Below are 19,493 nucleotides of genomic sequence, written 5' to 3'. Positions count from 1 at the left end.
AGTTCTCCTTGAAGATCAGGATTCGGAATCGCGCAGGCTTGGCCCCTGGCTGGAGCTGCCGCCATCGCCGCCGCGCAGCGTGTGGGCGGCGGTCGTAGCGGCATGGGTGAGTTGCTGCCTGCGGTGCAGGCGCTTGGCCCAGGCGGGTTGTTCGGTGGATGGGGTTGGCTCGTTTGCCGCCTGGGCGGCACCGGCCCCAGACGCCGATCCGGCGTCGTCGGGTCGAAAGGCCGCCGCCATGCGCTCCTTCATCGAACGCGCGCCATAGGCCACCTTCTGCCCGGCCGCCTGCGCGCCGGTCTTGGCGACATTGCCCACGCCGGCGGCAGCGCCCTTGAGGCCACCGCCGGCGGATGCAGAACCTGCCTGAAACGCTGACCGGGCGCTGCTCGCGGCTCCGGTGGCGGCACGCGCTCCGCTACCGGCCAGCTTGGCGGCTGCGGGCGCCATGCGCGCCCCGGCGGCGACTGCGCCGCCGACGCCCGTGGCCGCAGCGCCCACGGCAACGGCAGCGCCGGCCGCGCCCAGCGCCGCACCGGCCATCGCACCCGCGCCGAGTTGCGGCCCGCCGGACACCAGCCCGGTCGCAATGCCCGGCCCGAAAATGCCCAAGGCCAGCAGCGTCAGCGAGGCCAGCATCACGACCACGGAGTGGTCGATGGATGGCTCGGCGGGCTGTACCTGAAACTCCGCGAACAGCCCCGAACCAATGCCCACGATCACCGCCAGCACCAGCACCTTGATGCCGGACGACACCACATTGCCCAACACCTTCTCGACTAGGAACGCCGTCTTGTTCCAGAGGGCGAACGGCACGAGCACGAAGCCCGCGAGCGTGGTCAGCTTGAACTCGATCAGCGTGATGAAAAGTTGGATCGCCAGCACGAAGAAGCACAGGAGGACGATCAGCCACGCCAGGAACATCACGACGATGGGCGTGATGTTCACGAACACCTCGGGAAAGCCCGCCATGTTGCCGATCTGCTGAAGGATCGGCGCCCCGGCGTCGATGCCGACCTTCGCCAGCCGTCCCGGCTGCAGGAAGTTCTCCATGCTCAGGGTCGAGCCGCTGGCCGTCAGGCCGAGGCCCGCGAACGAGCGGAACACGATGCCGGCCAGCCAGTTGAAGTTGCCGATGATGTAGGCGAAGGCGCCGACGTACAGCACCTTGCGGATCAGCTTGGCGATCACGTCCTCGCCCTGGCCGGTGGCATGGCCCATCGCCCAAAACAGCCCGGCGAGCGTCATGTCGATGATGATCAGCGTGGCCGTCAGAAACGCCACTTCGCCGTGCAACAGGCCGAAGCCCGAGTCGATGTAACGCGAGAAGGTATCGAGGAAGCGGTCGATGACCGTCACGTCATTCATGGCGAGTCCTCCTGCCCAGGCAGAGCCATTGCCCCACTGCCATCGGCGGGTTCATCGAAGCTGGGCGGGATCGGCGGCAGGTCGGCCAGCGTCTGGTACTCGCCCGGCCCAGCGTGGCCGGAGAGAAAGCGCCGCAGGTCGGCCTGGGCCACCTGCGCGCAAAACGCGCCGTCGTGCGCGCCCGCGCGGCACTGCGCGCGCAGCGCGTGCAGCCGGGCCGGGTCGGCTGCGAGCGCATTCACCGGCAACTGCAGCGGCCGGTCACAGCCGGTCAGCACCAGCGCATGAACGGCGAAGGCGAACACGACGGGCGTGCGTTGCATGGCAGCCTCCGTCAGCGGTTGTAGAAATTGACGGGCTGTGGCGTGTACGGCGTGCCTGTGCCCAGGAAACGGCGCGTCACCTCGCGCCCGCGCTCCGTGGCCGCCGCCTGCCGCGCCAGCTCCAGCGAGGCGGCGCGGTCTTGCGTGATCTGGAGCCGCTGCGTCTGGATCGACTGCTTGGCCTGCAAGGCCAGCAACTGGTTCATGGCCTGCATCGCTTGCAGCGCACCCTCGGCCGACTGGCTCTTGCCCACAAGGTCGGCCAGCACGCTTTCGTCGTCGCTCAGGTTCTGCGACGCCTGGGCCTGCATCTGCATGGTGGTTTGCAGGCCGTTGAGCGTGTTCTTCCAACGCTCCTGCGCATCGAGGTACATCTGATTGCCGCTCACCGTGGCGGCGTACTTCTCGGGGTACAGACGCGCGAACTCGCGGTCGATGCTCGTCACGTCGTAGGCCAGGCCCTTGGCCTGCGCGATCAGTCGTTGTGTGGTCGCCAGGTTCGCGCGCAACTGGCCGACCACGCTGGACGGCAGGCTGGCTAGGTTGCGCGCCTGGTTGATGAGCATTTGCGCTTCGTTCTGGAGCTGGCGGATCTGGTTGTTGATCTGCTCCAGCGTGCGCGCAGCAGTCATCGTGTTCTGAATCAGATTGGTCGGGTCGAGCACGATGTCGCCGACGCCGAACAAGGCATGCGCGGGCTGCGCGATGCCGAAGGCGAGCACGCAGGCAGCGGTCAGCGCGGCGAGTTTGGGGGTATGCAATTTCATGGTTGGTTCTCCTGGGGGTGGTCAGCGGTACGGAGGGAACCCGGCGCGAGGCCGGGGAACGAGGGCAGTAGGTCAGCCGCCCAATCGAGGCAGCGATGGCGCAGCCAGGCGCCCGCGAAGCCGGGCACGCCGGCGTCCAGCAGCACGCGGCCAAGAACGTCATCAATGGCGCGCTGGTCTTGCGGCGTGGAAGCGCCAGCGAACGCCAACGTCGCCGGCCCCAGGGCGAGGTCGAACACGCGGTTGCCGAGGCGGGATTGGTAGTAGTAGTCGCGCTTGGGTTGCGCGGTGGCGACGATCTCGATCTGCCGGCTGTTGAGGCCGAAGCCTTCGTAGATCGTGCGAATCTGCGGCTCTGTGGCCTGCGGGTTCGGCAGGAAGATGCGGCTTGCGCAGCTTTCGATGATGGCCGGCGCAATAGCCGAGTCCTTCACGTCCGCGAGCGACTGCGTGGCGAAGATGACGCTGACGTTCTTCTTGCGCAGCGTCTTGAGCCACTGGCGGATGCGCGCCGCGAACACCGGGTCATCGAGGAACAACCACGCTTCATCGAGAATCAGCAGCGTGGGCGCACCATCCAGCCGCTCCTCGAAGCGCGCGAACAGGTAGCGCAGCACCGCGAGCACAGCGGCCTTGCTGTGCATCAGCTCCTCCATCTCGAACGCCTGCACGTCGGCCGTGCCGAGGCGGTCGTGGTCGGCATCCAGCAGCCTGCCGTGCGCTCCGCCCAGGACGTAGGGCGCGAGTGCCTGGCGCAAGGTGTTCGATTGCAGCAAGGCCGTCAGGCCCGTGAGCGTGCGTTGCTCCACCGGCGCGCTGGCCAAGCTCCCCAGCGCAGACCAGATGGCCGCCTTCTCGTCCGGGCCGATGGCCGCGCCTTCGTGCAGCAGGCGGCCTTCCACCCATTCGCTGGCCCAGGTGCGGTAGCCCTCGCGGTCGATGCGGGCCAGTGGCTGGAAGGCGATTTCGTCATCCGCGCCCAGGTCGTAGTGCTCGCCGCCCATGCCCAGGATGGCCGCGCGGATCGAGCGCCCCATATCGAAGGCGAAGATGCGCGAGCCGCGATAGCGGCGGAACTGCATCGCCATCGTCGCCAGCAGCACCGACTTGCCCATGCCGATGGGGCCGACCACCAGCGTGTTGCCCACGTCGCCGATGTGCGTCACCAGCCGGAACGGCGTCGCGCCGTCTGTGCGCGTGACGATCAGCGGCGGGCCATCGAGATGCGCATTGCGCTCCTGGCCGGCCCATACCGCCGACACCGGCATCATGTGCGCCAGGTTCAGCGTCGAGACGATGGGCTGGCGCACATTCGCATAGGCGTTGCCGGGGATCGAGGACAGCCACGCATCCACGGCGTTCAAGGTTTCGGGGATCGTCACGAAACCCCGGCCCTGAATCACACGCTCCACCATCCGCAGCTTCTCGTCGGCCACAGTAGCGTCTGCATCCATGACAGTGACGGTCGCCGTCAGGTAGCCGAAGGCGACTTGATCGCTGCCCAGCTCCTGCAACGCAGCATCCGCATCGGCGGCCTTGTTGTTGGCGTCGGTATCGACCAGCGGGCTTTCCTGCTGGAAAATCGTTTCGCGCAGCAGCGCGATGATGTTCTTGCGCTTGGCGAACCACTGGCGGCGCAGGCGCCCCAACTCCCGTTCCGCCTCAGCTTTGTCCAGGCAGAGAAAGCGCGTACTCCAGCGATACGCAAAGCCCAGGCGGTTGAGGTCGTCCAGAATCCCCGGCCAGGTCGAAGTCGGAAAGCCTCGCACCGACACCACGCGCAGGTGCTGGTCGCCCAGCATGGGCGCCAGGCCGCCGACCAGCGCGGAGTCCGTCAGCAGCGCGTCGATATGGAACGGCACTTCGGGCACGCCGACGCGGTAGCGTCGCGTCGAGACGGTCGCGTGCAGGTAGGTTAGCGTCTGGCTGTCGTCCAACCAGGCGATCTCCGGCATCACGCCGTCGAGCAGGTCAAAGACGCGATCCGTCTCTGCGACGAAGGCCGTCAGACGCTCGCGCCAATCCACGCCTTCGGTGGGCCGGTTCTCGTACAGCATCCCCGCCGCGCGGGCGCGCGATTCCTCTGGCGGCAGGTACACCAGCGTCAGGTGGTAGCAGCTCTCGAAGTGATTGCCCGAGTCCTCAAACGTGGCGCGGCGTTCCTCATCGACCAGCCAGGACAACGGTTCGGGGAAATCAGAGTGCGGGTAGTGGGCGGCGGCGCGGCGCTCGGCTTCGATGAACAGCGCCCAGCCCGAACCCAGGCGGCGCAGCGCGTTGTTCAAGCGAGCCGACGTGGCGATCAGCTCGCCTTGCGTCGCGCTGTCAAGGTCGGGGCCACGAAAGCGCGCCGTGCGCTGGAAGCTGCCGTCCTTGTTCAAGACGACGCCCGGCGCCACCAGTCCGGCCCAGGGCAGCCAGTCGGCGAGCAAGGCCGGGCGCTGGCGGTATTCGGCGAGGTTCAGCATCGCGGCGTCCTCCCCTACACGTCCAACAGCGGGCGGTGCTTGATGTGCCGGGCGAACACGGCCATGAACTGCGGATCGACGCGCGCGCCCCACATCGCCAGCGAATGGCCGACGATCCAGAGCACGACACCGGGAATCCACAGTTGCAGGCCCAGCCCGACAGCGGCGGCCAACGTGCCGTTGGCAATCGCCACGGTGCGCGGCGCGCCGCCCAGCAGAATCGGCTCGGTCAGCGAGCGATGCAGCGGCACCTCGAACCCGGCCGCGAAGGTGTCCGGGGCACTCATACGACGGCCCCGCCCGAGAAGCTGAAGAACGACAGGAAGAAGCTCGAAGCCGCAAACGCGATGGACAGGCCAAACACGATCTGGATCAGCTTGCGAAAGCCGCCCGACGTGTCACCGAACGCGAGCGCGAGGCCCGTGGCGATGATGATGATGACCGCGACGATGCGCGCCACCGGCCCCTGGATGGATTCGAGGATGGATTGCAGCGGGCCTTCCCAGGGCATCGAGGAGCCGGCGGCCTGCGCAGTGCCCGCAAGCAGCAGCATGAAGGCAGCGAGCATCAAGCCTTGCATGGCCGGGCGAGCCAAGCCATCCAGCCGCGCGGGACTGGAGCGGCGTGGAAGCGGATTTACGGAAACACGGAAAGCATGGGCGTGCGTTGTCATGGCAGTTCTCCAGAAAGGTCGAGGGATGGGGAAGTCGCCGCAGCGGGTGCGGCATCGGGAAGTGGCGGCATCTCGGGAAACGGTGTTTCCATCGCATCCGCCAGTCGGTAACCCACGCCGTCGAAACCGACGACGCGGGCGATGCTCTCGATGCGGCGCTTGCGCCCGCGCCCGGCGATGTGAATCACCACGTTGACCGCTTCCGCGATCAGCGCACGGGGCGGGTTCACCGCCACTTCGAGAATCAGTTGCTCCAGGCGCAGCAGCGCGCCCAGTGCGGAGCCTGCGTGGATCGTGGCGATGCCGCCCGGATGGCCGGTGCCCCACACCTTGATGAGATCCAGCGCCTCCGCGCCGCGCACTTCGCCGACGACGACGCGATCCGGGCGCAGGCGCATGGACGAGCGCACCAGCTCGGTCATGGACACCACGCCCGCGCGCGTTCGCAGCGGCACGTGGTCGCGGGCCGCGCATTGCAGCTCCACGGTGTCTTCGAGCACCAGCACGCGGTCGCCCGTCGCGGCGATTTCGGCCAGCAGCGCATTGGCGAGCGTGGTCTTGCCGCTGCTGGTAGCCCCGGCGATCAACACGTTCTGTCGCTCGCGCACGGCGCGAACGAGAAAGCCCGCCTGCGCGCTGGTCATCATTCCGTCGATGACGTACCGCTCCAGTGGAATCACGCCGATGGCGCGCTTGCGCAGCGCGAAGGCCGGCCCCGGCGCCGCCGGCGGCAAGATGCCCTCGAAGCGTTCGCCGGTTTCGGGTAGTTCAGCGGACAGCAGCGGCTGGCCGCGATGGACTTCCGCGCCGACGTGGGCGGCGACCAGCCGGATGATTCGCTCGCCATCCGCCTCGGACAGCTCCACGCCCATCGGCGCGCGGCCCGATGAAAGCCGATCCACCCAAAGGGTGCGATCAGGATTGAGCAGGACTTCCACCACGTCCGGGTCTTCGAGCGCGGCAGCGATCAGCGGCCCCATCGCGGTACGGAGCATCTGGATGCGGCGGTCGAGCGAGGTGGCGAAGGACGAGGGAACGGCGCTCATGAGGCACGCTCCTGCGCTTCGGCAACTGCCGCCGCGTCATCCATCCGCATCGGGTCGGGGTGCAGTTCCTCCACCACATCACGCACCAGGCTGCGCCCACGCAGCAGGTGGCGGCCCAATTGCTCCACGAACTGCTCGAAGCGCGCCTTGCCCTGTGCGCGGGCCGCGTCTTGGTGGGCCTCGGGCACCGGTGTGCTCACCGTGAGGAAGTAGCGGATGAACAGGGCCAGCGTTTCGATCTGGATGTTCTGGTCGCGCTCCATGCGCTCGGCGTGGCGCGACAGGCGATCCAGGCGCTTGGCGATGGCTGCCTCGCGCTGGTCTGCCGCGTCCGGCGACAGCCAGGACGCCAAGGCAGCGGCGACGATGGACGACTTGGACACGCCTTTCTTGGCGGCCAGCTCGTCGAGTCGCTTGGCGTGCTCCGGCTGTATGAACAGGTTGAGGCGGTAGTGGCTCATAGCTCGATTCCGTCGTTGGGGTCGAGGGAAGCCAGCCGGGCCGTGCGCTGCATGGCCGGATCAAGCTGGCGAGGAAGGGGAAGTGGCAGGTCGTCGTCGTCATCGAGCAGCGCGAGGTCGGCTGCGGCTGCGGCCAGCTCGGGGTCGTAGGCGACGGTTTCAGAGAGTTCGGGCTGACGGCGCGGGCCGCCGCCGTCGTCGGCACTGCCCAGGCCATCAGCGGGTGCAGTGGCTGGTGTGGCGGGCATGGAGGGAATCGCCAGCTCGCTCCAGTCGTCGGCCCGCGAGGGCGGCACGTCGGCATAGCGCCCGACCGCAAGCACGGGCGGCGGCTGCACGCGGCGCCTGAAGTTGCTGTCCGCGTAATAGCGCAACTTCTTGGCCTTGATCGGCGCCACGCTGGACACCATCACCACGGCCTCGTCGGGCGGAAGCTGCATGACTTCGCCCGGTGTCAGCAGCGGGCGCGCGGTTTCCTGGCGCGACACCATCAGGTGGCCCAGCCACGGCGCCAGCCGGTGGCCTGCATAGTTGCGCTGCGCGCGCAGCTCGGTGGCGGTGCCCAGCGTCTCGGAGATGCGCTTGGCGGTGCGTTCGTCGTTCGTGGCGAACGTCACCCGGACATGGCAGTTGTCGAGGATGGAGTGGTTTTGCCCATACGCCTTGTCAATCTGGTTCAGCGACTGCGCGATGAGGAAGCTGCGGATGCCGTAGCCCGCCATGAAGGCCAGCGCCGTCTCGAAGAAGTCCAGGCGCCCCAGCGCCGGGAACTCGTCGAGCATCAGCAGCAGCTTGTGGCGGCGCTCGATGCCGTCGGAGCCATCGAGCGATTCCGTGAGGCGCCGCCCGATCTGGTTGAGGATCAGGCGAATGAGCGGCTTCGTCCGCGATATGTCCGAAGGCGGCACCACCAGGTACAGCGATACGGGGTGCTCGGCGGAAATGAGGTCGGCGATGCGCCAGTCACAGCGCGAGGTGACTTCGGCCACCGTGGGATCGCGGTACAGGCCGAGGAACGACATGGCCGTGGACAGCACGCCCGAGCGTTCGTTGTCGCTCTTGTTGAGGACTTCACGCGCGGCCGATGCGACGACCGGATGCGGCCCATCGCCGAGGTGCGGCGTGGTCATCATCCGGTGCAAGGTCAGCTCGAAGGGGCTGGCCGGATCGGAAAGAAAGTTGGCGACGCCGCGCAGCGTCTTGTCGTCGCCTGCGTAGAGCATATGCAGGATGGCCCCGACCAGTAGCGCGTGCGAAGTCTTTTCCCAATGGTTGCGCTTCTCCAGCGCGCCTTCGGGATCGACCAGAATGTCCGCGATGTTCTGTACGTCGCGCACCTCATGCGCGCCGCGCCGCACCTCCAGCAGTGGGTTGTAGGCCGCCGACTTCGGATCGGTCGGGTTGAACAACAGACAGTGCGAGAAGCGCGAGCGCCAGCCTGCGGTGATCTGCCAGTTCTCGCCTTTGATGTCGTGGATGACGGCGGATGCGGGCCAGCTCAACAAGGTGGGCACCACGAGGCCGACGCCCTTGCCCGAGCGCGTGGGCGCGAAGGTCAGGACGTGTTCCGGGCCTTCATGGCGCAGGTACTGGCGGTCCTGCTGGCCCAGGAACACTCCGGCAGGCCGCGTAAGACCCGCCTTGCGAATGTCATCTACGTTCGCCCAGCGCGCCGAGCCGTAGGTCGTGACCAGGCGCGACTGCCGCGAACGCCAGATCGACATGCCGATGGCGGCCACCATCGCCAGCAGGCCGCTGCCGCCCGCGATGGCGCCGCCGGTATCGAACACGCGCGGCGCGTAGGCGTCGAAGAAGAACCACCACTCGAACAGCTTCCACGGGTGGTAGATCGGCGTGCTAAGAAAATCGAACCAAGGCGAGCCAAGGCGTAGTTGATAGCCCAAGGCCGCTGCTGTCCATTGCGTGGCGCTCCATACGCCAGCAATCACGATGCCGAATACCACGGCGATCTGACCGAACAGCACGTTCGTCCCTTGCATGACCTGGCCTCCAATCACGGCACACTGAGTTGCCGCAGCGCCGAGGATCAAGGTGTGCGTGCAGGCCGGTCAAAGGCCGTTATGGCTGTGATTTAGGCCGAAAAAGCCTGATTACTTGCAGGAGCGAAGGCGATAAAAACGCCGCAGACGCGAGCGCGTTGCGGCGTGGTGAGATGGCAGCAAGAACTTTGTCGCTGCGAAGCGACTACAGCAGAGCTATTTGGACTTCTGCTCAGGTCGATCACCGAAGAAGCGTCGATTGGCGGCTTCGGCGGCACGGCGGCAAAGTTCATCACCGACCTTTTTGCGATCTTCCTTGCATTGCCGTTGAATCTCCTTGATGCGCTCGGGATGAGCCACGAGGAAATCCACGGTTTCCGAAGGTTGGGATGGGCCACATGCCGTCAATGTGGCGACGACCATCAGCAGCATCGCTTTGTTCATGGTTCCCGTCCTTTCATCGGATGTGGCGGGATTCTTCGGCATCGTCGAGGTCATCCGCTGAATCGATGAAGGCCACTCGTTCGATGAACCGGGCCAGCATTTCGGAAGGCTCCGCATCGCGGCGCAGCAGATACGTCGTAAGCATGGGCGGTTTGCCTGCCAAGCGGCGAGCCACGACACCCGGCTCGCGGCTAGCGGCGATGTGCGCCTCGCCTGCCAGGCCCAAGGCCAGGCCGGCGGAAACCAAGGTCATCATCACGTCGAAGGTTGCCACGCGCTGCGCGATCAGCGGTTCCTGCACTAACTTGCGTAGAAAGCGATCGACCTGGCGAGCGTGACCTTCGCAGATGGCCGGGTCGCCAAGTGCCAGCGGATAGCGCAGCACTTCCTCCAGCGGCACCTTCTTAAACGCGAGCAACGGATGACGAGCTGGCACCGCCAGCATCAATTCGTCCTCCCACGCAGGGGTCGCCGCAATACCATCGCCCGCATCTTCGGCCATCGAAAACCCGGCGTCGTACAGGTCGTCATGCAGCCCCTTGATCTGTTGGGCCAGCGGAACCTCGAACAGCCTGATTTCGATTTCGGGATCCTCTTCGCGGTATTGCGCCAAGAGCGTTGGAAGACGCGATGGCGTGATCCCGTCGGACAACGCAATGCGCAACTGGCCGTGAAACCCGTTGGCAACGGACTTCACACTATCACGTGCCTGGCTAAGAACCAGGAAAACACGTCGGACATGCTCTAGGAACAACCGCCCCGCTCGCGTGAGCTGAGTGCTACGGGTCGTGCGAACGAACAAGCGTGCGCCAAGGTCCTCCTCCAGCTCCTTGATGGTGCGCGACAGCGGAGATTGGTCAATGTGAAGTCGCTCGGCAGCTCTGGCGAAATGAAGCTCCTCAGCCACGGCCAGAAAGCAACGGAGATGGCGTAATTCCATTATCTATCCACCCCTGACTCTGCCGAAATTATTAATTAATATTGACAATACCAGCTTCAACCAAATTATCTCGATTCCGAATTTTTGGGTTTGGACCTTGAGAACTCTGTTTGTTGGCCACCTTTCCTTCATTTGAATTAATATGATTTGTATTTTTGTTGAATTTTCTATTTGTGGATTCAATAGAAATATTTTCATATTCCTTTGATATTTTGTGACGCTTCTCAAAGCGTTCCAGTATATGGGCTAGTATTTTTCTGTAAATATCGACGCCCTCATGATAATCCTCCATGTCAACATCAATATTTGGATTATCATTGATTTCGATAACGAAAGACTTCTGATCGTTGGATTTGATGTCAATGCCGTAAAGCCCATCTCCAATCAGTTTTGCTGACGTGCATGCCAGCGCCAGAATTGAACCTGGAACGTCGGTCAGTTGGACAGATTCCACGCGGCCTTCCTGGAACTTCCCGTCCCCAGCATGTTTGATGATCTGCCAATGGTCTTTGCACATGTGATAACGGGCGGCAAACAATGGCTTTCCATCCAAAACACCAATACGCCAATCGAAGGCGGTGTACATGAACTCCTGCGCAAGGATAACATCCGATTCTTTCAGCATTTCGCGGGAGATATCATGAAGCTGAGTTGCATCATTTGCCTTCTTTACACTTTTGCTGAAGGCCCCATCAGGGACCTTCAGCACTACCGGATAAGGAAGGAGCATCGCCATACTATTCAGACTCTGCTTGCTTATTAGAAAAGTCTTTGGAGTGGGGATGTCGTTTCCCTTGAGGATTTCAGCAAGATATGCCTTGTTGGCGCACCGAAGAATAGATGCTGGATCATCAATAACTGGCATTCCCGCCAATTCTGCCTTACGCGCAAATTCATAAGTATGATGTGATACTGCCGTCGTTTCGCGAATGAAAAGTGCATCAAACTGGGTTAATCTGGAGAGATCTTTTTTTTCGATCAATTCAACCGAAATATCCATGCTCTCTCCTATTTCGGCAATTCTCGCCAAGGTCTTCAAGTTGGATGGGGGAAGAGGATCTTTGGGATCATGCAGTATCGCGAGTGCCATGCGATAAGTCCGCGGGCGTGGCGGGGGATTCCAAGCGCGTCGGGTAAACCTGGCCAAGCCGCGGACCAGGATATCGTCTTGCTCGGGACTCACGTCCGATGGCTTGAGCGGGTGGACTGCGGACACTTCCCAAATATGGGATTTTCCAGCCCGTTCAATTTCAATTTCCAGCAAAGGGCAATGGAATAACTCGAAACTCTTGCGGGCAAGCGTGGCCAACTGAGGATCTTCAATTTCTCCAAAGAACACGTGCAACGTAAGACTTCGCACGGAGCGTGGCACATCCTTGAGAGGGCCGACCAGAGAACTGAGTATCGGCAACATGGTGCCTTGGGGTTTGCGCCGAGCCACTTCCAGGATGGTCTCAACACTTGGCGTTACCCTGTCTCCACGAGCCTCCGCGAGAAGTGAGCAATAGTAGCCCACACTCAAATAGCTGTAGCTGCGGCACAGATTGATAACTTTTCGCGGACGACTTCGTATTCGAGGCCCATCGGCAAGATATTGCTCCGCAGTCACAATCTCAATTTCCGGATTACTCCAGCGGAAATCCGAAGCCTTCTCAACGATGATAAGATGATCCGAGTTCATAAAATTCTCCTGTGCGCGCGCATTTGCCTAGTTAAATCAATGGTGCGCGCGACTGAATGAGGCTGCCCCGGGATCAGATTCTTCTGACCTGTGTGGTAAGTGATGAATCGCCATGGGTTTTTCATTCAAAACGGGCTGTGAAACCGGTAGCCTGAAGCGAAACCGGCATGCTGCTGTTCCATCTGCATAGTATCCGTCCACCGGCTTCCCCCAAGGGGAGAAACCGAGAGAGCGGAAAAGCCTATGAGCGCTTGCGTTATCGATTCGACTCTCAAGTCGAACTTCGCGATGATTTTTCTTATTTGCGATCAGGCATGCATAAGTTATCAATGCCCGCCCGATGCCACAATGTTGAAAATCTTCGCTGACAGCTACCGAGTAAATGCGCGAAACAGAAGTACTATTTCTGAAAAGAACAACTGCTGATCCAACGATGATGTTTTCTGATGTGGCGACGATCACCGTCGCAGACGGACTAATGAGCATTCTGCGCCAACTACGTAAGCTGATCCGATCAGTGAAAAATGCCCTTTTTTCCAATTCGTAAAGGGCTTGAAGATCAGTATTTATAGCCAATCGGATATCAAAGTCTTTCATTTGTTATTCGTGCTCTTTTCTTGAGCTCCCGTCTTTTTATTTGATCGGGAAGACTGACGATAAACCATGCCAATAGTAGTGGCACGATGACGACAAGCAAGGCAAGGCAGGCAAGCCAGAAGTCATTTTTCATAGGGGGCACTGTGGGAGCTCTCGTTACAGCGACGAGACATTTCGAGCAACTTCAGGAGACGATCGAATCCTCGAAAAAAAGCTACAAAACCTACAGCTACAAGCGCGACAAAAAATATGTCTTGAAGTGCCTGCGACATTACCATCCACGCCAAGTTAAAAAGGTGGATAAACTATAGGTCGATTCAATGTCAAGTCTCGTAAATTCCGCATAAATTTCGTCCGAAGGAGATATCGAAAAAATTACGCAAAATTTACGCCGAGGCGTCATTTGAGAATGGAAAATTTACGGGGTGTTGGCAAATACTGGTGAATGGCAATTTCGCCACTCAAAGAATTCCTGGTATGTCCAAATCCCTTTCATCCCTGAGCTATGCGGCAGCGCTTGGCGGTGCCGTTCTTTCGATGCTGCCCTCAATGGCCGCCGCGCAGCTCACCGGCAATGTCAGCCTGACGTCTGACTACGTGTGGCGCGGCTCCTCACAGACACGTGAGAAGCCGGCGGTTCAGGCAGGGGTCAAGTACGCCCACGACTCCGGCTTCTATGCCTCGGTTTGGGGCTCCAACGTCAAGTTCAAGCCAGATAACGATGCCAGTAGCGAATTCGATATCGCTCTGGGCTGGAGCGGCAAGCTGGCAGAAGACTGGGCGCTTGATGCGTACTACCTGCGCTACCAATACCCCGGTGCGCAAGGCTCCCCCAACTGGAACGAAATCAACGTGGCGCTCACTTGGCGCGACAACTACTGGCTGTCGGTGGGGCACTCCACGAACGCGATGGCCAGCAAGACAACTGGTACCTATGCGCTCGTCGGTGCGCGATACCCCGTCAATGACAAATGGCGTATCGAGGGCACGCTAGCGCGCTACTTCCTGGACAGCGCCTACGCGGATAGCTACACGCACGGTTCCCTGGGCGTGGTGTGGGCATTTCAAGCCCCATTCGAGGCAAGGCTGATGCTGCACGGGACGGACTCCGCCGCAAAAAGAATGTTTCCCGGTATGGCCGGCTCTCGTGTTGAGTTTGCCCTGCAAGCCTCTTTCTAAAAATTAATAACTTGCCCGCCGCACGGCATTTTCAATAAAGGTGGATCATGAATTTTATTGTCGGATTGATATCGTTTGGATTGTTTGCATATTTGCTTTATGCACTGGTAAAACCTGAGAAATTCTGATCGCAAAATCATACAAATCAATCGAGGTGCATTTATGGGTGATTTCTTGTTTTTCGCATTAACTTGCGGATTTTTCGTAATCACGGCGGGGTTCATCGTTGGCCTCGAAAAAATCTGATCGGAGTCCAAGATGACTGTCGACACTGTTCAATTCGCCATCATCCTAGTGATCATGACCGGCCTGGTTGTGGTGCTCGGGAAATGGATGGCACGTCTTTTCACAAATCCTGCGCACAGTTTTCTGGAGCGCGGCACCTATCGAGTTCTTGGCGTTGACCCGTCGGAGAAAATGTCATGGAAGCGCTACGGGATGGTCCTCGTCCTGAGCAACGCCGCCATGATGATCCTTGGCTACGTTCTGCTGCGCGCGCAGCAGTATTTGCCTGGCGATGCGCTGGCGAGGGCGTCTCAATCGCCTGATCTGGCATTCAATACTGCGGCTTCGTTCATCACCAACACCAACTGGCAAGCCTATTCAGGCGAAAGCAGCCTGTCCAACTTCTCCCAAATGGCGGTCATCACCTTCTTGATGTCCGTCAGCGCAGCGACAGGCGTGGCTGCCGCGGGGGGATTTATCCGGGGCCTGAGCCGCAGGTCCACGGGCGACATCGGTAACTACTGGGTGGATTTCACCCGTGTGCTCTATCGGCTCTTGCTGCCGCTGTGCTTCGTGATGGCACTCATCTATGTCTGGCAAGGTATGCCGCAAACGCTGAGTGCCGACGCGGTTGTTGCCACGCTCGAAGGAGCCAAGCAACAGATCATCATGGGGCCGGTCGCAAGCTTGGAGACGATCAAGCACATCGGCACCAACGGCGGGGGCTTTTTCGGCATGAATGCCGCACATCCGTTCGAGAATCCGACGCCGCTGACCAACACGCTGCACATGCTCAGCATGCTGTTGATCCCCTCGGCGCTGACTTACACGCTCGGCTCGATGATCATGCGCCGCAGCCAGGGCTGGGCCTTCTTTGGCGCCTTCGTTGTGATGTTCGTAGGCTTCTTGGCGTTGATCTACAACGCTGAGTACGCCGGCAACCCGATGTTGACGCCCCTGGGCGTGGACCAGACGCAAACCGCTCTGCAGGGTGGCGGCAACATGGAGGGCAAGGAACTGCGCTTTGGCGTGGCTCAAAGCAGCATGTTTGCAGCAGTGACCACCGCCGCGACCACCGGCTCGGTGGACTCGATGCACGCTTCCTACACCCCGATGGGCGGTTTCGTTCCGTTGGCGCAGATGATGCTCAACAACGTATTCGGTGGTGATGGCGTGGGCCTGATCAACCTGGTCACCTACGCCATCCTCACGGTGTTCCTTGTGGGCATGATGATCGGCCGTACTCCGGAGTTCCTGGGCAAGAAAGTCGAGGCACGCGAGATGAAATACGTGATGATCGCCGTACTCGCCCATCCGTTGAGCATTCTCGGATTCACGGCCATCGCATGCCTGGTTCCGGCCACCATGGAAAGCCTGGCCAATCTCGGGCCACACGGCTTCAGTGAAGTCCTGTATGCGTATACGTCAGGTACAGCGAACAACGGCTCTGCATTTGCAGGCCTGAATGCCAATACACCGTTCTTCAATACGACCATCGGCCTGGCCATGCTCGTGGGCCGCTACTTCACGCTGCTGCCCATGCTTGCGGTCGCTGGAGTGATGGCAGCCAAGAACAGCATTCCGGCCAGCGCAGGAACGCTCTCGACAGCCACGCCCCTGTTCACAGGACTGCTGGTGTTCATCGTCCTCATCGTCGGCGGCTTGACTTTCTTGCCCGCTCTCGCTCTGGGCCCCATCGTGGAGCACTTGCTGATGCTCACGGGCCAGACCTTCTAAGGAGTAGCTATGACTGAAATTCAAACACAGGTCAGCCCGGCCGTGACATCGGCATTCAGCGGTGTCGTCCGCCCGGTGCTTGTTTCTGCAGTGTTCTTCATGGTCGTGACCGGGCTGATGTATCCACTGGCAACCACCGGTGCGGCCCAACTGCTGTTTCGCGATCAGGCGCAGGGCAGCTTGGTTGCTCGCAATGGGCAGGCCGTAGGCTCGCGTGTCATTGGTCAGCTTTTCACGCAGCCTCAGTATTTCCATGGCCGCCCCAGTGCCACCTCCGGCACAGACCCGAACGATCCAGCCAATTCGATCGACCAGCCGTACAACGCTGCCAACAGCGGTGCGAGCAACCAAGGTGCGTTGAGCAAGAAACTGCTCGACGCCGTGGCAGAGCGCACCAAAGCCTATCGCGAGGAAAACGGTCTGGCCGCCGATGCGAAGGTACCGGTCGATGCGGTGACCGCATCTGCCTCCGGTCTTGATCCGCACATCTCGTTAGCGAACGCCCGGCTGCAAGTGTCCCGGGTGGCAAAGGCGCGCAATGTGCCTGAGCAGGATGTGCTGTCGGTGCTGGAACAGAACACAGCGCAACGTCAGCTCGGCGTTCTTGGCGAACCCCGCGTCAACGTGCTGGAACTCAACCTCGCACTGGACGAGGCCTTCAAGGCCCGGCCAGTCACTCAATAAGGCTGGGAGTTTTTATGTCCCAAACAGAAGTCATCACATCTACCAATAGCACCGGCCCGTCTGGGAAACAGCCAGACCCTCAGCCCGGCGCCTTGCCATGGACCTCAATCATTGGTGAAGCGTTCCGTAAGCTGTCTCCGCGTGTACAGATGAAGAATCCAGTGATGTTTGTCGTGTATGTCGGCAGCATCGTGGCAACGGTTCTGGGGATTCAGGCCGTGCGAGGAGATGGCGACGCCCCTGCGGGCTTCATTTTTGCAGTGGCTGCCTGGCTCTGGTTCACCGTGCTCTTCGCCAACGGAGCCGAGGCCTTGGCCGAAGGCCGCGGCAAAGCGCATGCCCAGGCGCTGCGCGCCTCTCGCCGGCGAGTGGTTGCCCGTGTACTCAAGGAACCCCGTCTGGACAGTACGAGTTGGCCTGTTCCCAGCGACGAATTGGCCGTGGGCGCCTATGTCCACGTCAACGCCGGAGAGACCATCCCAGCGGACGGTGAAGTCCTGGTTGGTGTCGCTTCGGTCGATGAGTCAGCCATCACTGGGGAGTCGGCCCCGGTGATCCGCGAGGCTGGTGGCGATCTCAGCTCGGTTACCGGCGGGACCCGCGTTCTTTCCGACTGGATCATCATGCGTGTCACGGCGAAGCCTGGCGAGGCGTTCCTTGACCGCATGATCGCTATGGTCGAGGGTGCCAAGCGAGGCAAGACACCGAACGAGCTTGCGCTGAACATCCTGTTGGTCGCCCTGACGCTGATCTTCCTGCTGGTGTGCATGACACTGTTGCCATTCTCTATTTTCGGCGTACAGGTCAATGGCGCAGGACAGCCAGTGAGCATCACGGTCCTCATTGCCTTGCTGGTGTGCCTGATTCCGACCACCATTGGCGCGCTACTCTCGGCAGTAGGCATCGCCGGTATGAGCCGGATGATGAATGCCAATGTTCTGGCGACCTCTGGTCGTGCAATTGAAGCTGCCGGTGACGTTGACGTGCTCCTGCTCGATAAGACTGGCACGATCACCTTGGGCAACCGCGAGGCTGTCAGATTTGTCTCCGCTCCGGGCCTGTCAGAGTCGGCTGTTGCCAATGCTGCCTACCTGGCTTCGCTGGCTGACGAAACGCCGGAAGGCCGTTCCATTGTGACGCTGGCCAAAGGCAGCTTCAATGTCAAGTCTCGGACACTGGATGGTGCCGAGCCCATCCCCTTCAGTGCAACGACCCGCATGAGCGGCATCGACATCGATGATCGGCAACTGCGCAAAGGGGCCGCATCGGCGATCCGCGCCTACGTGGAGCGTGCCGGCGGGACGTTCCCTGAAGCCGTCAACCTGACAGTCGAGGAAATTTCTCGGCGCGGCAGCACTCCGCTGGTTGTGGCCGATGGCCCCCGCGTCATCGGCGTTGTCGAGCTCAAAGACATCATCAAGCGTGGGATCAAGGAGCGCTTCGGCCAACTGCGTTCTATGGGCATCAAGACGGTCATGATCACGGGCGACAACAAGCTCACTGCCGCTACGATTGCCGCTGACGCGGGCGTGGACGACTTCCTGGCTGAAGCCACGCCCGAAGACAAATTGAATCTGATCCGCAAGTACCAAGCCGAGGGCCACTTGGTGGCCATGACGGGCGACGGTACCAACGACGCGCCAGCCCTTGCGCAGGCTGACGTGGCCGTGGCCATGAACAGTGGCACACAAGCAGCGAAGGAAGCCGGCAACATGGTGGATCTGGACAGCAATCCCACCAAGCTTCTGCGTGTCGTCGAGGTGGGCAAACAAATGATCATGACGCGAGGGGCATTGACCACGTTCAGTGTGGCGAATGACCTGGCGAAGTACTTCGCGATCATTCCGGCCGCGTTCGTCGCCACTTATCCGGCATTAGGGGCCTTGAACGTGATGGGACTGCACAGCCCCAGTTCGGCGATTCTGTCCGCAGTGATCTTCAATGCGCTGATCATCGTTGCCTTGATCCCGCTTGCCCTGCGTGGGGTGAAGTATCGGGCCGAACCTGCCTCGCATCTGCTCAGGCGCAACCTGCTGATCTACGGGGTCGGTGGCCTCATCGCACCATTCATCGGGATCAAGCTGATCGACATCCTGTTGACCCCATTCTTCTGATAGCAGCCGCGGCGCTTTGGTGGGGGCGATATGAAAGCGTCGCCCCCGATCCATTTTCGTATACCCCCATCGCAAGCGGATGGCACATCCCTCTTTGGGGTTTCTATGAGCGATATCGAAATGAAAGCCGTTGTACGGGGAGTGAGGAAGCCGTATGAGTACCCTGAGCCGTCATCTTGCGAACGAGGATATTCTTCTGAATCTTCAAGCCGCGAGCAAAAAATGCCTGTTCGAGGCGATCGGTCAACACATGGAAAAGACCCATCGGGTCGCCCACGAGTCCGTCACGGCCGCCTTGCATCGGCGGGAGCTTGCGGCATCAACCGCTTTGGGTAATGGCGTAGCTGTTCCTCATGCACGCGTAATCGGCCTCAACAATATTCGGGTTCTTTACGTGCGACCAATTGTGCCAATGATGTCCTATGCGGCAGACGGCCATCCAGTCACTGACATTGTTGTTTTGCTCGTACCCGCGCCAGCGACGCAAGAGCATCTGGATGTCCTCGCCCATGTCGCATCACTGTTTTCTGAACCAGGGTTCAGGACGGCACTGCGCGCTTGTCTGAACCCTGCTGATGTGTTGCGGCTATTTGAACGATGGCCCCATTGAGCGGGTTGCTTCAATCTCGACATGAGGATCGGTCATGAAGGCGTAGTGATCGCTGTGTAGGAGCCAAACGGTTTCCCTTTTGGACGGCTGGGAGGATACGCGATTGCAGATTGCAGCTACTAGAGGATTGGTCCTTGACCAGCCGTCCTTTTTTTCAATAAAGCAGTTCTACAAAT

20 protein-coding genes are annotated in these 19,493 nt (G+C 61.0%); 6 read left to right on the top strand and 14 right to left on the bottom strand.

Annotated features, from left to right (window positions below; genetic code table 11):
• Positions 1 to 15: 15 nt before the first annotated feature.
• The 14 genes from trbL to YS110_14905 form a co-directional block, all read right to left on the bottom strand.
• Positions 16 to 1,368, bottom strand: coding sequence for a P-type conjugative transfer protein TrbL (gene trbL, locus YS110_14970; GenBank protein UJB65966.1), 1,353 nt, complete (start codon positions 1,366 to 1,368; stop codon positions 16 to 18).
• Positions 1,365 to 1,691 carry a hypothetical protein gene (locus tag YS110_14965; GenBank protein UJB65965.1) on the bottom strand — a complete coding sequence of 109 codons (327 nt, stop codon included), beginning with the start codon at positions 1,689 to 1,691 and terminating at the stop codon, positions 1,365 to 1,367. The genes trbL and YS110_14965 overlap by 4 nt, the downstream gene beginning before the upstream one ends.
• A gap of 11 nt (positions 1,692 to 1,702) precedes the next feature.
• Complete coding sequence (gene trbJ, locus YS110_14960) at positions 1,703 to 2,458, bottom strand: P-type conjugative transfer protein TrbJ (GenBank protein UJB65964.1); 756 nt, start codon at positions 2,456 to 2,458, stop codon at positions 1,703 to 1,705.
• Positions 2,455 to 4,926 (bottom strand): conjugal transfer protein TrbE, encoded by a 2,472-nt coding sequence (locus tag YS110_14955; GenBank protein UJB65963.1) that lies wholly within the window; start codon positions 4,924 to 4,926, stop codon positions 2,455 to 2,457. Before YS110_14955 ends, trbJ begins: the two co-directional genes overlap by 4 nt.
• Before the next feature lie 14 nt (positions 4,927 to 4,940).
• A complete protein-coding gene (locus tag YS110_14950; GenBank protein ID UJB65962.1) occupies positions 4,941 to 5,213 on the bottom strand; it encodes a VirB3 family type IV secretion system protein in 273 nt (90 codons plus the stop codon).
• Complete coding sequence (locus YS110_14945; GenBank protein ID UJB65961.1) at positions 5,210 to 5,599, bottom strand: TrbC/VirB2 family protein; 390 nt, start codon at positions 5,597 to 5,599, stop codon at positions 5,210 to 5,212. The genes YS110_14950 and YS110_14945 overlap by 4 nt, the downstream gene beginning before the upstream one ends.
• A complete protein-coding gene (gene trbB / locus YS110_14940) occupies positions 5,596 to 6,645 on the bottom strand; it encodes a P-type conjugative transfer ATPase TrbB (protein ID UJB65960.1) in 1,050 nt (349 codons plus the stop codon). The genes YS110_14945 and trbB overlap by 4 nt, the downstream gene beginning before the upstream one ends.
• On the bottom strand, positions 6,642 to 7,106 hold the full coding sequence (locus YS110_14935; protein ID UJB65959.1) for a ribbon-helix-helix protein, CopG family: 465 nt from the start codon (positions 7,104 to 7,106) through the stop codon (positions 6,642 to 6,644). The genes trbB and YS110_14935 overlap by 4 nt, the downstream gene beginning before the upstream one ends.
• Complete coding sequence (locus tag YS110_14930) at positions 7,103 to 9,106, bottom strand: conjugal transfer protein TraG (GenBank protein UJB65958.1); 2,004 nt, start codon at positions 9,104 to 9,106, stop codon at positions 7,103 to 7,105. Before YS110_14930 ends, YS110_14935 begins: the two co-directional genes overlap by 4 nt.
• A 216-nt stretch (positions 9,107 to 9,322) precedes the next feature.
• Positions 9,323 to 9,550 carry an EexN family lipoprotein gene (locus tag YS110_14925; protein UJB65957.1) on the bottom strand — a complete coding sequence of 76 codons (228 nt, stop codon included), beginning with the start codon at positions 9,548 to 9,550 and terminating at the stop codon, positions 9,323 to 9,325.
• 13 nt (positions 9,551 to 9,563) lie between these two features.
• Complete coding sequence (locus YS110_14920; GenBank protein UJB65956.1) at positions 9,564 to 10,490, bottom strand: LysR family transcriptional regulator; 927 nt, start codon at positions 10,488 to 10,490, stop codon at positions 9,564 to 9,566.
• Between the two features lie 31 nt (positions 10,491 to 10,521).
• Positions 10,522 to 12,171 carry a RimK family protein gene (locus YS110_14915; GenBank protein ID UJB65955.1) on the bottom strand — a complete coding sequence of 550 codons (1,650 nt, stop codon included), beginning with the start codon at positions 12,169 to 12,171 and terminating at the stop codon, positions 10,522 to 10,524.
• Between the two features lie 36 nt (positions 12,172 to 12,207).
• Positions 12,208 to 12,768 carry a GNAT family N-acetyltransferase gene (locus YS110_14910; GenBank protein ID UJB65954.1) on the bottom strand — a complete coding sequence of 187 codons (561 nt, stop codon included), beginning with the start codon at positions 12,766 to 12,768 and terminating at the stop codon, positions 12,208 to 12,210.
• Positions 12,755 to 12,901, bottom strand: a complete 147-nt coding sequence (locus YS110_14905; GenBank protein UJB65953.1) for a hypothetical protein — start codon at positions 12,899 to 12,901, stop codon at positions 12,755 to 12,757. The genes YS110_14910 and YS110_14905 overlap by 14 nt, the downstream gene beginning before the upstream one ends.
• A 344-nt stretch (positions 12,902 to 13,245) precedes the next feature.
• On the opposite strand from YS110_14905, the gene YS110_14900 reads away from it, so the two are divergent.
• The 6 genes from YS110_14900 (at position 13,246) to YS110_14875 (ending at position 19,317) form a co-directional block, all read left to right on the top strand.
• Positions 13,246 to 13,947 (top strand): hypothetical protein, encoded by a 702-nt coding sequence (locus YS110_14900; protein ID UJB65952.1) that lies wholly within the window; start codon positions 13,246 to 13,248, stop codon positions 13,945 to 13,947.
• Positions 13,948 to 13,994: 47 nt separating this feature from the next.
• Positions 13,995 to 14,075: a K(+)-transporting ATPase subunit F gene (gene kdpF, locus YS110_14895; GenBank protein ID UJB67469.1), complete on the top strand. Its 81-nt coding sequence runs from the start codon at positions 13,995 to 13,997 to the stop codon at positions 14,073 to 14,075.
• A gap of 130 nt (positions 14,076 to 14,205) precedes the next feature.
• Positions 14,206 to 15,909 (top strand): potassium-transporting ATPase subunit KdpA, encoded by a 1,704-nt coding sequence (gene kdpA / locus YS110_14890; GenBank protein UJB65951.1) that lies wholly within the window; start codon positions 14,206 to 14,208, stop codon positions 15,907 to 15,909.
• A gap of 9 nt (positions 15,910 to 15,918) precedes the next feature.
• Positions 15,919 to 16,593, top strand: coding sequence for a potassium-transporting ATPase subunit KdpC (gene kdpC / locus YS110_14885; protein UJB65950.1), 675 nt, complete (start codon positions 15,919 to 15,921; stop codon positions 16,591 to 16,593).
• A gap of 14 nt (positions 16,594 to 16,607) precedes the next feature.
• On the top strand, positions 16,608 to 18,707 hold the full coding sequence (kdpB, locus tag YS110_14880) for a potassium-transporting ATPase subunit KdpB (GenBank protein UJB65949.1): 2,100 nt from the start codon (positions 16,608 to 16,610) through the stop codon (positions 18,705 to 18,707).
• A 154-nt stretch (positions 18,708 to 18,861) separates the two neighbouring features.
• Entirely contained in the window at positions 18,862 to 19,317 is a 456-nt protein-coding gene (locus YS110_14875; GenBank protein UJB65948.1) for a PTS sugar transporter subunit IIA, read from the top strand.
• The last annotated feature ends 176 nt before the right edge of the window (positions 19,318 to 19,493 follow it).

The sequence above is a fragment of the Acidovorax sp. YS12 genome (assembly GCA_021496925.1).
In the GTDB taxonomy this organism is placed as follows: domain Bacteria; phylum Pseudomonadota; class Gammaproteobacteria; order Burkholderiales; family Burkholderiaceae_C; genus Paenacidovorax.
This window is presented reverse-complemented; position numbering and strand designations above follow the sequence as displayed.

What these genes read in the sequence shown, in the direction of transcription:
- trbL (UJB65966.1), bottom strand. Translation starts at nt 1,368, where the DNA reads ATGAATGACGTGACGGTCATCGACCGCTTCCTCGATACCTTCTCGCGT.
- YS110_14965 (UJB65965.1), bottom strand. Translation starts at nt 1,691, where the DNA reads ATGCAACGCACGCCCGTCGTGTTCGCCTTCGCCGTTCATGCGCTGGTG.
- trbJ (UJB65964.1), bottom strand. Translation starts at nt 2,458, where the DNA reads ATGAAATTGCATACCCCCAAACTCGCCGCGCTGACCGCTGCCTGCGTG.
- YS110_14955 (UJB65963.1), bottom strand. Translation starts at nt 4,926, where the DNA reads ATGCTGAACCTCGCCGAATACCGCCAGCGCCCGGCCTTGCTCGCCGAC.
- YS110_14950 (UJB65962.1), bottom strand. Translation starts at nt 5,213, where the DNA reads ATGAGTGCCCCGGACACCTTCGCGGCCGGGTTCGAGGTGCCGCTGCAT.
- YS110_14945 (UJB65961.1), bottom strand. Translation starts at nt 5,599, where the DNA reads ATGACAACGCACGCCCATGCTTTCCGTGTTTCCGTAAATCCGCTTCCA.
- trbB (UJB65960.1), bottom strand. Translation starts at nt 6,645, where the DNA reads ATGAGCGCCGTTCCCTCGTCCTTCGCCACCTCGCTCGACCGCCGCATC.
- YS110_14935 (UJB65959.1), bottom strand. Translation starts at nt 7,106, where the DNA reads ATGAGCCACTACCGCCTCAACCTGTTCATACAGCCGGAGCACGCCAAG.
- YS110_14930 (UJB65958.1), bottom strand. Translation starts at nt 9,106, where the DNA reads ATGCAAGGGACGAACGTGCTGTTCGGTCAGATCGCCGTGGTATTCGGC.
- YS110_14925 (UJB65957.1), bottom strand. Translation starts at nt 9,550, where the DNA reads ATGAACAAAGCGATGCTGCTGATGGTCGTCGCCACATTGACGGCATGT.
- YS110_14920 (UJB65956.1), bottom strand. Translation starts at nt 10,490, where the DNA reads ATGGAATTACGCCATCTCCGTTGCTTTCTGGCCGTGGCTGAGGAGCTT.
- YS110_14915 (UJB65955.1), bottom strand. Translation starts at nt 12,171, where the DNA reads ATGAACTCGGATCATCTTATCATCGTTGAGAAGGCTTCGGATTTCCGC.
- YS110_14910 (UJB65954.1), bottom strand. Translation starts at nt 12,768, where the DNA reads ATGAAAGACTTTGATATCCGATTGGCTATAAATACTGATCTTCAAGCC.
- YS110_14905 (UJB65953.1), bottom strand. Translation starts at nt 12,901, where the DNA reads ATGAAAAATGACTTCTGGCTTGCCTGCCTTGCCTTGCTTGTCGTCATC.
- YS110_14900 (UJB65952.1), top strand. Translation starts at nt 13,246, where the DNA reads ATGTCCAAATCCCTTTCATCCCTGAGCTATGCGGCAGCGCTTGGCGGT.
- kdpF (UJB67469.1), top strand. Translation starts at nt 13,995, where the DNA reads ATGAATTTTATTGTCGGATTGATATCGTTTGGATTGTTTGCATATTTG.
- kdpA (UJB65951.1), top strand. Translation starts at nt 14,206, where the DNA reads ATGACTGTCGACACTGTTCAATTCGCCATCATCCTAGTGATCATGACC.
- kdpC (UJB65950.1), top strand. Translation starts at nt 15,919, where the DNA reads ATGACTGAAATTCAAACACAGGTCAGCCCGGCCGTGACATCGGCATTC.
- kdpB (UJB65949.1), top strand. Translation starts at nt 16,608, where the DNA reads ATGTCCCAAACAGAAGTCATCACATCTACCAATAGCACCGGCCCGTCT.
- YS110_14875 (UJB65948.1), top strand. Translation starts at nt 18,862, where the DNA reads ATGAGTACCCTGAGCCGTCATCTTGCGAACGAGGATATTCTTCTGAAT.